Raw genomic sequence first — 9537 nt, 5'->3', positions numbered from 1 at the left:
CATGAGTGCACCAGCGGTCCGTGGCCGGTTGCAGTGGTCGGTGTTCGTCCCGGCCCTCACCGTGCTGGTGCTGGGCGGCGCGTGGGTGCGGCACGACCAGTGGCCGGTCCTCGTCCTGGTGGCGGTCGCCCTGGTCGGGGCGGTCGTCTGCGCGGTTCACCACGCCGAGGTCGTGGCGCACAAGGTGGGGGAACCGTTCGGCTCGCTGATCCTGGCGGTCGCCGTCACCGTCATCGAGGTGGGGCTGATCGTGATGCTGATGACCAGCGGTGGCCAGGGTGCGAGCACGTATGCGCGCGACACCGTGTTCGCGGCCGTGATGATCACACTCAACGGCATCGTGGGCCTGTCGCTGCTGGTCGGTGGGCTCAAGCACCACCTGGTCAGCTTCAACGCCGCCGGTACGGGCTCCGCGGTCACCACCGTGATCACCCTCGCGGGTCTGACCATGGTGTTGCCGAGCTTCACCACCTCGGCTCACGGCAGGCAGTACTCGCCCTCGCAGCTGGCGTTCGCCGCGGTGGCGTCCCTGGCGTTGTACGCCGCCTTCGTCTTCACGCAGACCATTCGCCACCGCGACTTCTTCCTGCCCGTCAGCAGTGACGACCAGGGTCGGGTCACCGGCCTGCTCGACCTCGACCACGACGGTCACGCAGACCCCCCGGAGGCGCGGGAGGCGTGGATCAGCCTCGGCCTCCTCCTCGTCTCCCTCGTGTCGGTCGTGGGGTTGGCCAAGCTCCTGTCGCCCACGATCCAGCAGGTGGTCCAGGACCTCGGGTTTCCGTATGCGGTCGTGGGCGTCGTGATCGCGCTCCTGGTCCTGGCACCGGAGTCGATCGCCGCGGTCCGCAATGCGGCGCGAGACCGCGTGCAGACCAGCTTGAACCTCGCCTACGGCTCGGCGATGGCCTCGATCGGCCTGACCGTTCCGACGATCGCGGTGGCGATGATCTGGCTCCCCGGTCCGCTCGAGCTGGGGCTCGAGCCCACGCACATCGTCCTGCTGGCCATCACGATCGCGGTCACGGCGTTCACCGTGGTGCAGGGTCGCGTGTACGCGCTGCAGGGCTTCGTCCACCTGGTCCTGCTTGCCGCGTTCCTGTTCCTCTCGGTCCAACCCTGACCTGCGAACCGCCTCCGGGCGCCCGGCACTTCTCCGCAGCTAGTGGAGATTGGTCCGGAAGAAGTCGAGAACGCGGTCGACCGCCACCTGCTGGCGGTGGAGGGTGACGGTCGAGTGACCCCGGCCCTCGAGCTCGACGCGGATGAACGCGTCACCGAGCTCGCGGGTGAGGGTCTCGAAGCGCCTCCCGACAGCCGGGTCCTTCCGGTAGCGGAGGCCCAGGACCTCGCAGCCCGCCGCCGCCCGCTCCTTGACGGTCGTCAGGTCGGCGGGGGAGAGGTTGAGGTCACGCGAGCGACCCGGGCTGACCGCGAACGGCGCGGAGGGCTGGGCCAGGACGGGCGCGACCACGGCGGGATCGACCATCATCGCCAGCGCGAAGCCGCCGGTGAAGCACATGCCGAGGGCTCCCACCCCCGGGCCGCCGAGCTCGGCGTGCAGCTCCCGGGCCAGGCTGCGGAGCCATCCGGCGACCGGGGCCGTCTGGCCGGTGGCCAGCAGGGTGAACTCGCGGCTCACGCAGACCTGGGTCATCGACTTCGCCACCGTGAGCGGGTTCATCGGCGCCTCGGGCTCGCCGAAGAGGTGCGGCAGCACGACCGTGTACCCCGCCGCGACGACCTCCTCGGCAAAGCCGATCACCTGGGGCGTCAGCCCGGGGATCTCGTGGATCACGATGACGCCCGGGCCACTGCCCTTGCGGTACGTCGGATGCGTGGTGCCGTCGGCGGTGTGCTCGCCGCGCGTCCAGGTGTCCAGGAGGCCCATGGCGGGAGTATGGCCGGAAATCGAGCTCCCGTGGGCCGGGGCGCCGTACGGTCGGGCCATGTCGTATCCAGATCCGAGGTACCTCGGCACCGGTGGCGAGGTGACCACCGCGTTCCGTCCGGCCGACACGGCCCCCGACCTGCCCCGGCCGGGTGGCGCCGCCAGCTACCTGGCCACCGGCGCGACCACCGGCGGCAAGTTCGGTCTGTACCGGTGGGACATGGGCCCCGAGCGGGGCGGCGCCGAGCCCCACTTCCACCGGACGATCACCGAGTCGTTCTTCGTCCTCGACGGCGCGGTCTCCCTGTACGACGGCAGGGAGTGGCTCGAGGCTCATCCCGGTGACTTCGCGTTCGTTCCCGAGGGTGGGCTGCACGGGTTCCGCAACGAGTCGGGCAAGCCGGCGTCGCTGCTGATCCTGTTCGCTCCCGGCGCGCCGCGGGAGGCCTACTTCGAGGGCCTGGTGGAGATCGCCGAGGGGCGGTGGAAGCCGACCCACGAGGAGCTGGTCGCGTTCCTCGAGGAGCACGACAACATCTATGTCTAGCTCCGGGTCAGCACGCAGTCGGCGAGGACCGGGGCGCCGTCCCGCTCACCCTTCCCGGCGATGGTGGCCGAGGCGAGGATTCGCCCGTCCTCCTGCCACCCGCGCACCCGGATGGTCTCCCCGGGGAACACCACGCCGGCGAACCGTCCGGTGAAGCCACCGACCCGGGTCGCGTCGCCACCGAGCAGCGCGTCGGTGAGCAACCGGAGCACGATGCCGTAGGAGCAGAGGCCGTGCAGGATCGGCGCGGGGAAGCCGGCGGCCTTCGCGAAGTCCGGGTCTGCGTGCAGCGGGTTCCGGTCGCCGCAGAGCCGGTACAGCAACGCCTGCTGAGGCGAGACGTCGTACGTCGTGTCGGTGTCGGGAGACCGCTCGGGGAGGACGACCCGGTCCGAGCTGCCCCGTTCGCCGCCCCAGCCGCCCTCGCCCCGCACGAAGATCGAGGACCGCACGCTCCACAGCTCCTCGCCGCCGGGATCGATGGCGGTCCCTTCCTGCCAGATCACGGCCGCCCTGCCCTTGTCCCAGACGTCGGTCACCCGGGTCCTCAGCGTGGCCGTGCCGAACGTCGGGATCGGCCCGTGCACGGTCACCGACTGCGAACCGTGGACGACCTGCGCGAGGTTGATGTCGCACCCGGGCAGGTCGAGCGGCGGCGGGTTGGTCTCGTGGAACGTCGGCGCCACCACCCCGAACGACGGCAGTACCTGAAGCGCCGGACCGTCCAGGGTGTAGCGAAGGGCGCCGGGGGAGAGGTTGTCTCCTGGCGCGGTCCCGGCTCCGATGCCGAGGTGGTAGAGCAGGACGTCGCTGGGGTCCCAGGCGAACTCCCGGTCGGGCAGCTCGGCGCCCACGGCGACGGAGGGGTCGATCGGCATCAGGTGTCCTCTCCGTCACGGGGTCTCGAGGCTCGCTGCGCTCGCACCTCAGCCACCGGAGCCTGCGATGTCGAGTGCGGCCAGGTAGCCGTAGGTCAGCGCCGGACCGATGGTGGCGCCCGGTCCGGCGTAGGTGTGGCCCATCACCGCCGACGAGACGTTGCCGGCGGCGTAGAGGCCGTCGATGGCCGAGCCGTCCGGCCGCAGCACCCGGGCGCGCTCGTCGGTGACCAGCCCGCCCTTGGTGCCCAGGTCGCCGGGCACGATCTTCACCGCGTAGTACGGCGCCTGGTCGAGCGCGTGGAGCGACGGGTTGGGCTTGACCGTGGGGTCGGAGTAGTAGAGGTCGTAGCCGCTCTCGCCACGGTGGAAGTCCTCGTCGACGCCCGAGGCGGCGAATCCGTTGAAGCGCCGCACCGTCTCCTCGAGCGCCTCGGGCGGCACCCCGATCTCCCCGGCCAGCCCGGCCAGGGTGTCGGCCTTCTTGACCGTGCCGTGCTTGTACCAGCGGCCGGGGAAGGGCTGCCGGGGGGAGAGCCCGGCGAACAGGTAGCGGTTGCGGTAGCGCTGGTCGATCACCATCCAGGCCGGGACGTGCGGCACCCCCGTGGCCTCGCCGTCGTAGATCGCGTGCACCGCCTCGACGTACGGCATCGCCTCGTTCATGAACCGTCGGCCGGCGGAGTTCACGATGATCGAGCCGGGCAGGTTGCGCTCGGCCAGGCAGAACCAGGGACCCGACGGCAGCGGGATCGTCGGCCCCCACCAGGCGTCGTCGAGCAGGTCGGTCTGGGCGCCCGCGGCGATCCCGGCGAGGATGCCGCCGCCGGTGTTGTTGACCGACCCCGTCGTCCAGTCGATCGAGGCCGGCTGGGGCTGGTACTTCTCCCGCATCTCGAGGTTCTTCTCGAAGCCCCCGCTGCCGAGGATCACGCCGCGGCGGGCCCGGATGGTGGTGGGGCGCCCGTGGTGCGTGACCTGGACGCCGACGACCCGGCCGTCCTGGATCACGAGATCGGTCAGCTCGGTCTCGTAGTGGACCGGTACGCCGGCGTCGGCCAGGCCCTGGCGCAGCCCGATGGCCAGGGCGTTGCCCATCGCGTACATCCTGCGGCCGCGCAGGATGCTCCACAGGCGGGTGAGCAGGACCCTGGCCATGGTGAGCGGACCACGCAGGGTGCGCAGCCCCAGGCTGATCTTCCGGAAGTCGGCCTGGGTGACGATCAGGTTGGCCGGAGCCTTGGTGTAGGCCGGGTGCAACCGGTCCAGCTCCTCGCCGAGCGACCGTGCGTCCATCGGCACCGGCTCGACGCTGCGGCCGCGAAGCCGGCCGCCGGGCGCCTCGGGGTGGTAGTCGGCGTACTCCGGAACCCAGGCGAAACGGACGGGGGTGTGCTCGCGGAGGAAGTCCATGACCTCGGGGCCCCGGTCGAGGAAGGTGTCCCTGCGGATCTTGGGGACGTCGTCGCCGACGATGGAGTCGAGGTATCGCTTGCTCTGCTCCAGGTCGTCCGGGTCGACCTGACCCGCCGACCGCAGGGCCTCGTTGCCAGGGATCCAGACGCCTCCGCCGCTGCGGGCGGTGGAGCCGCCGAACCAGGGGCTCTTCTCCACGAGCACGGTGTCGAGGCCCTGATGTGCGGCCGCGAGCGCGGCGGTCATGCCCGCGCCACCGGCGCCGACCACGACGACGTCGACCTCGGTCGGCAGGCTCGGCGCGGTCCCTGTCATGGCGCAAAACTGTAACAGGTTCTAGAATGCCCGTCGTGACCTCACCGGACGTGATCTCGGCCGCCGTCGAGCGCCTGGACCAGGCCCAGACGACTCGCGTCCCGTGCGCCGCGGTGCGCGACCTGATCGGCACCGACGACCTCCCTGCGGCGTACGCGGTCCAGCAGGAGCTGGTGGAGAAGCGTCTCTCCGCCGGCGCCCGGGTCGTCGGGCGCAAGATCGGTGCGACGTCGGAGGCGGTCCAGCGACAGCTCGGCGTCGACCAGCCGGACTTCGGCTACCTGCTCGACGACATGGACGTCAGCTTGCAGTCACCGATCTCGATGCGGACCCTCGTGCAGCCGCGGGTGGAGGCCGAGGTCGCGTTCTTGATGCGTCGGCCCGTCGCGCCGGCGACCGAGGACGAGATCACGCTCGAGCTCGTCAGCCAGGCGGTCGAGACGGCGTTGCCGGCCCTGGAGATCGTGGACTCCCGCATCGAGAACTGGGACATCACCTTCACCGACACGGTGGCCGACAACGCGTCCAGCGGGCTGTTCGTGGTCGGCGACGAGGGGCGGTCCCTGGACGACTTCACACCCGTGGATGTCGAGATGTCACTCACGATCAACGGGGAGGTTCGGTCATCGGGCAACGGCGCAGCCTGCCTCGGCGACCCGTTGGAGGCGCTGCGCTGGCTCGCCGTTCAGTGCTACCGCTTCGGCGACCCGCTCCAGGCGGGTCACCTCGTCCTGTCCGGGGCGCTCGGCCCCTTCGTCCCCTTCGCGCCAGGCGACCGGGTCGAGGCGTCGATCAGCGGGTTCGAGACCCTCGTCGCAGAGTTCAAGGAGTAGACGTGAGCAAGAAGACCGCCGCGATCGTCGGCCCGGGCAACATCGGGACCGACCTGATGTACAAGCTCCTGGCCTCCGAGGTGATCGAGCCGCGCTGGATGATCGGCGTCGACCCGACGAGCGAGGGGCTCCGCCTCGCCAGCGGGCTCGGTCTGGAGGCCAGCCACGAGGGGGTCGACTGGCTGCTGAAGCGAGATGAGCTGCCGGACCTGATCTTCGAGGCCACCTCGGCCCAGATCCACCGGGAGTACGCCCCCCGCTACGAGGAGGCCGGCATCCGCGCGGTCGACCTCACCCCCGCCGCCGTGGGCCCCGCGGTGATCCCGCCCGTCAACGGCCAGGAGCACTCCTCGGCGCCCAACGTCAACATGATCACCTGCGGCGGGCAGGCCACGATCCCGATGGTCGCCGCGGTCTCCCGGGTGGCGCCGGTGTCGTACGCCGAGATCGTGGCGTCGGTCGCCTCCGTCTCGGCCGGGCCGGGCACCCGCGCCAACATCGACGAGTTCACGCGCACGACCGCCGCGGGCGTCGAGTCGATCGGGGGCGCGGAACGGGGCAAGGCGATCATCATCCTCAACCCGGCCGATCCGCCGATGATCATGCGGGACACGATCTTCTGCGCCGTACCTCCCGATGCGGACCGGGACGCGATCGTCCGCTCGGTCCAGGACATGGTGCGCGCCGTGCAGGAGTACGTCCCCGGCTACCGCCTGCTCCAGGAGCCGCAGATCGACGAGCCCTCGCCGGCCACGCAGGGGCAGCTCAAGGTCAGCGTCTTCGTGGAGGTGGAGGGCGCGGGTGACTACCTGCCGCCGTACGCCGGCAACCTCGACATCATGACCGCCGCCGCGACCCAGGTGGGCGAGCACCTCGCCAGAGCCATCGGTGGTTGAGGTGCGAGCGAAGCGAGCCTCGAAACCCCGGAAGTCGAAAGGCGACCCGAAATGAGCGACCTCAACGCCCTGACCCGCACGTGGAAGGACCAGCACGGGGGAGACCTCGACCTGCGCCTGACCGACACCTGCCTGCGCGACGGGTCGCACCACAAGCGGCACCAGTTCACCGCCCAGGAGGTCCACGACATCGTCGAGGCCCTGGACGCCTCGGGGATCCCGGTGATCGAGGTGACCCACGGCGACGGCCTGGGAGGCTCGTCGTTCAACTACGGCTTCTCGAAGACGCCGGAGCAGGAGCTGATCAGGATCGCGGCGGAGACCGCCAGGACCGCCCGGATCGCCTTCCTGATGCTCCCAGGCGTCGGCACCAAGGACGACATCCGTGCCGCCCAGGACAACGGCGGCGAGATCTGCCGGATCGCCACCCACTGCACCGAGGCCGACACCGCGATCCAGCACTTCGGTCTCGCCCGTGATCTCGGCCTGGAGACGGTCGGCTTCCTCATGATGAGCCACACCCAGCCGCCCGAGGTGCTCGCCGAGCAGGCCCGGGTCATGGTCGACGCGGGATGCCAGTGTGTCTACGTCGTCGACTCCGCGGGCGCGCTGATCATGGAGCAGACCGCCGACCGGGTGTCCGCGATCGTGGCCGAGATCGGTGGCCAGGCCGACGTCGGCTTCCACGGCCACGAGAACCTGGGGCTCGGCGTGGCCAACACCGTGATCGCGGCCCGCGCCGGGGCCACCCAGATCGACGGGTCGGTCCGCCGCTTCGGTGCCGGTGCCGGCAACACGCCGCTGGAGGCGTTCATCGGGGTCTGCGACAAGCTCGGGTGGCGCACCGGCGTCGACTTCCTGCAGATCGTCGACGCGTCCGAGGACGTGATCCGCCCGGCGATGCCCGAGGAGTGCCAGCTCGACCGGATGACGCTGATGATGGGCTACGCCGGGGTCTACAGCTCGTTCCTCAAGCACGCGGGCAACGCCGCGGAGCGGTACGGCGTCTCCGGCGCCGAGATCCTGCTCGAGGCCGGCCGGCGGAGCCTGATCGGCGGTCAGGAGGACCAGCTGATCGAGATCGCTCTCATGCTCAAGCGCGAAGCCGACCTCGAGGAACGAGAGGTTGGCGAGTCGCGCGCAGGTTGAGCAAACGCGCGACCGAGCTTGCGAGGTCGCGACCGCGCGTCGAAACCCAGTGGCGCTGCGAAGAACGGCGTGCTCAGCCCGCGTAGGGCCGGGCGTACGCGGGCAGGGCAGGCTCGCGGTCGACCCAGCGTCGCGGGTCCGTCAGGCCGGCGGCGAGGCGGGCCACGCCCTGCAGGTACACGTAGGAGCCCGCGGCGTCGCCGTGGGGGATGAAGGTCTCCTGGCACGTCGTCGCGGGGAGGCGGGACGGGCGCGCCGGGCCCCGGTGGGTGAGGGCGTCGAGGGCGAGCGCGTAGGCCACGGGGTCGCCGAGGATGATGCCGTGCTCGGACGGGTCGGCGGCGCAGACGTCCTGCAGCATCACGTTGGTGGCGCCGGGCAGGCTGGAGGCCTCCGGCTGCGGGCGGACGATCTCGTCGTACTGCGTGAAGATCGAGGTGACCGGCACGCCCTGCGGCATCGGCGCGTTGCGCAGCGCCGCGACGTGGTCGGACCCGCGCCGCAGCTGCCAGGCCAGCGGGGCGCACTGTCCGGGCGCGCACAGCTCGTTGCCGAGCTGGGTGCCGTCGAAGGGTCCGCCGAGGCTGATCAGGTCGGTGACCCGGTCGGCGACGTCGGGCCAGAACTTCGCCGCCCACACGGGCAGCGCACCACCCTGGCTGTACCCGATGACCGCCACCGGGCGATCGGCCCGCCTCGACGCCTTGCGGACACCGGCGACGACGTACTCCGCGGCCACGGTGAAGTCGCCGAGGCCGTGGTCGGGCAGCTGCACGGAGCAGGTCGCGAAGCCGTCGCCGCGCAGGGCGGGCTCGTAGCTCCACGACCACGTCTCGTCCTTCTTCTCGCCTGTGCCGTGCACCAGCAGCACGACCCGCCTCGCGGCGCGCAGCTCGGCCAGTGGCTGGCAGTCGGTGGCGCTGCGCAGCCGCTCCTGCGGCTGGTTCAGGGTCGGGCCGGACGGCGCCGGTCCGACGGCGCCCGCGGTCGGCCCGCCGACGAGCACGGCGGCGAGCAGGGTCGCCGCCAGGCCGACGACCGGGTGTGTGGGGGCTCTCATGCCGGTGCAACGAGCGACCGTGCCGTGGGGTACGACGGCTGCTCGTCGGTCGGGGGTGGCAGGGTGGCGGCATGGCATCTCGCGCATCCAACTTCTGCATCGACGCCGCTGACCCCTACGCCCAGACCATGTGGTGGGCAAAGGTCCTCGAGGACTTCACGGTCGAGGACGACTGGGAGATGAAGCCCGACGACGAGGAGTGCGGCCTGGCCGGCCCCGACGACCGCTACCTGCTGTTCCTCAAGGTGCCTGAACCGAAGACGGTCAAGAACCGGATGCACATCTGCCTGCGGCCCACCGACCGATCCCGCGACGAGGAGATCGACCGGGTCATCGGCCTCGGCGCCACCCTGGTCGACGACCTGCGCAAGGGGCCGGACAAGGGCTGGGCGGTGCTCGCCGACCCCGAGGGGAACGAGTTCTGCGTCCTGGCGGCTCGCTGCCCCTGATCGCTCGGTAAAACCTCCGCCGGCGGCCGGTCCGTCGGCCTATCCTTCCGAGCATGCGGGTCGGCGTACTGGGCGCGACCGAGGCCCGGCGCGACGGGGCCCC

General features: G+C 71.1%; 10 protein-coding genes. 6 read left to right on the top strand and 4 right to left on the bottom strand.

What is annotated here, in order from left to right:
• On the top strand, positions 1-1123 hold a 1123-nt coding region (locus VFN12_RS00565; protein WP_325116585.1), incomplete at its 5' end, for an ionic transporter y4hA.
• A 39-nt stretch (positions 1124-1162) separates the two neighbouring features.
• Here VFN12_RS00565 and VFN12_RS00560 read toward each other — a convergent pair.
• On the bottom strand, positions 1163-1891 hold the full coding sequence (locus VFN12_RS00560; protein ID WP_325116584.1) for a dienelactone hydrolase family protein: 729 nt from the start codon (positions 1889-1891) through the stop codon (positions 1163-1165).
• Between the two features lie 58 nt (positions 1892-1949).
• Between VFN12_RS00560 and VFN12_RS00555 the strand changes: the two genes are divergently transcribed.
• Positions 1950-2438, top strand: coding sequence for a cupin domain-containing protein (locus VFN12_RS00555; RefSeq protein ID WP_325116583.1), 489 nt, complete (start codon positions 1950-1952; stop codon positions 2436-2438).
• Here VFN12_RS00555 and VFN12_RS00550 read toward each other — a convergent pair.
• Positions 2435-3316 carry a MaoC/PaaZ C-terminal domain-containing protein gene (locus tag VFN12_RS00550; RefSeq protein WP_325116582.1) on the bottom strand — a complete coding sequence of 294 codons (882 nt, stop codon included), beginning with the start codon at positions 3314-3316 and terminating at the stop codon, positions 2435-2437. The genes VFN12_RS00555 and VFN12_RS00550 overlap by 4 nt on opposite strands.
• Positions 3317-3364: 48 nt before the next feature.
• Positions 3365-5047, bottom strand: a complete 1683-nt coding sequence (gene kstD, locus VFN12_RS00545) for a 3-oxosteroid 1-dehydrogenase (protein WP_325116581.1) — start codon at positions 5045-5047, stop codon at positions 3365-3367.
• A gap of 26 nt (positions 5048-5073) precedes the next feature.
• On the opposite strand from kstD, the gene VFN12_RS00540 reads away from it, so the two are divergent.
• Genes VFN12_RS00540 through dmpG form a run of 3 tightly spaced genes read left to right on the top strand, consistent with a single transcriptional unit; the run spans position 5074 to position 7925 of the window.
• Positions 5074-5880 carry a 2-keto-4-pentenoate hydratase gene (locus VFN12_RS00540; RefSeq protein WP_414689997.1) on the top strand — a complete coding sequence of 269 codons (807 nt, stop codon included), beginning with the start codon at positions 5074-5076 and terminating at the stop codon, positions 5878-5880.
• Positions 5881-5882: 2 nt separating this feature from the next.
• Positions 5883-6776, top strand: coding sequence for an acetaldehyde dehydrogenase (acetylating) (locus VFN12_RS00535; protein ID WP_325116579.1), 894 nt, complete (start codon positions 5883-5885; stop codon positions 6774-6776).
• Positions 6777-6827: 51 nt separating this feature from the next.
• Positions 6828-7925 (top strand): 4-hydroxy-2-oxovalerate aldolase, encoded by a 1098-nt coding sequence (gene dmpG / locus VFN12_RS00530; RefSeq protein ID WP_325116578.1) that lies wholly within the window; start codon positions 6828-6830, stop codon positions 7923-7925.
• 73 nt (positions 7926-7998) lie between these two features.
• On the opposite strand, the gene VFN12_RS00525 is transcribed toward dmpG, so the two are convergent.
• Positions 7999-8985: a lipase gene (locus tag VFN12_RS00525; protein WP_325116577.1), complete on the bottom strand. Its 987-nt coding sequence runs from the start codon at positions 8983-8985 to the stop codon at positions 7999-8001.
• 71 nt (positions 8986-9056) lie between these two features.
• Here VFN12_RS00525 and VFN12_RS00520 point away from each other — a divergent pair, with 71 nt between their 5' ends.
• Positions 9057-9434 carry a VOC family protein gene (locus tag VFN12_RS00520; protein WP_325116576.1) on the top strand — a complete coding sequence of 126 codons (378 nt, stop codon included), beginning with the start codon at positions 9057-9059 and terminating at the stop codon, positions 9432-9434.
• Positions 9435-9537: the final 103 nt, after the last annotated feature.

Source organism: Nocardioides sp., from assembly GCF_035703625.1.
Taxonomy (GTDB): Bacteria; Actinomycetota; Actinomycetes; order Propionibacteriales; family Nocardioidaceae; genus Nocardioides.
This window is presented reverse-complemented; position numbering and strand designations above follow the sequence as displayed.

Coding starts and splice junctions, on each gene's coding strand:
- VFN12_RS00560 (WP_325116584.1), bottom strand. CDS start 1,891: ATGGGCCTCCTGGACACCTGGACGCGCGGCGAGCACACCGCCGACGGC.
- VFN12_RS00555 (WP_325116583.1), top strand. CDS start 1,950: ATGTCGTATCCAGATCCGAGGTACCTCGGCACCGGTGGCGAGGTGACC.
- VFN12_RS00550 (WP_325116582.1), bottom strand. CDS start 3,316: ATGCCGATCGACCCCTCCGTCGCCGTGGGCGCCGAGCTGCCCGACCGG.
- kstD (WP_325116581.1), bottom strand. CDS start 5,047: ATGACAGGGACCGCGCCGAGCCTGCCGACCGAGGTCGACGTCGTCGTG.
- VFN12_RS00540 (WP_414689997.1), top strand. CDS start 5,074: ATGCCCGTCGTGACCTCACCGGACGTGATCTCGGCCGCCGTCGAGCGC.
- dmpG (WP_325116578.1), top strand. CDS start 6,828: ATGAGCGACCTCAACGCCCTGACCCGCACGTGGAAGGACCAGCACGGG.
- VFN12_RS00525 (WP_325116577.1), bottom strand. CDS start 8,985: ATGAGAGCCCCCACACACCCGGTCGTCGGCCTGGCGGCGACCCTGCTC.
- VFN12_RS00520 (WP_325116576.1), top strand. CDS start 9,057: ATGGCATCTCGCGCATCCAACTTCTGCATCGACGCCGCTGACCCCTAC.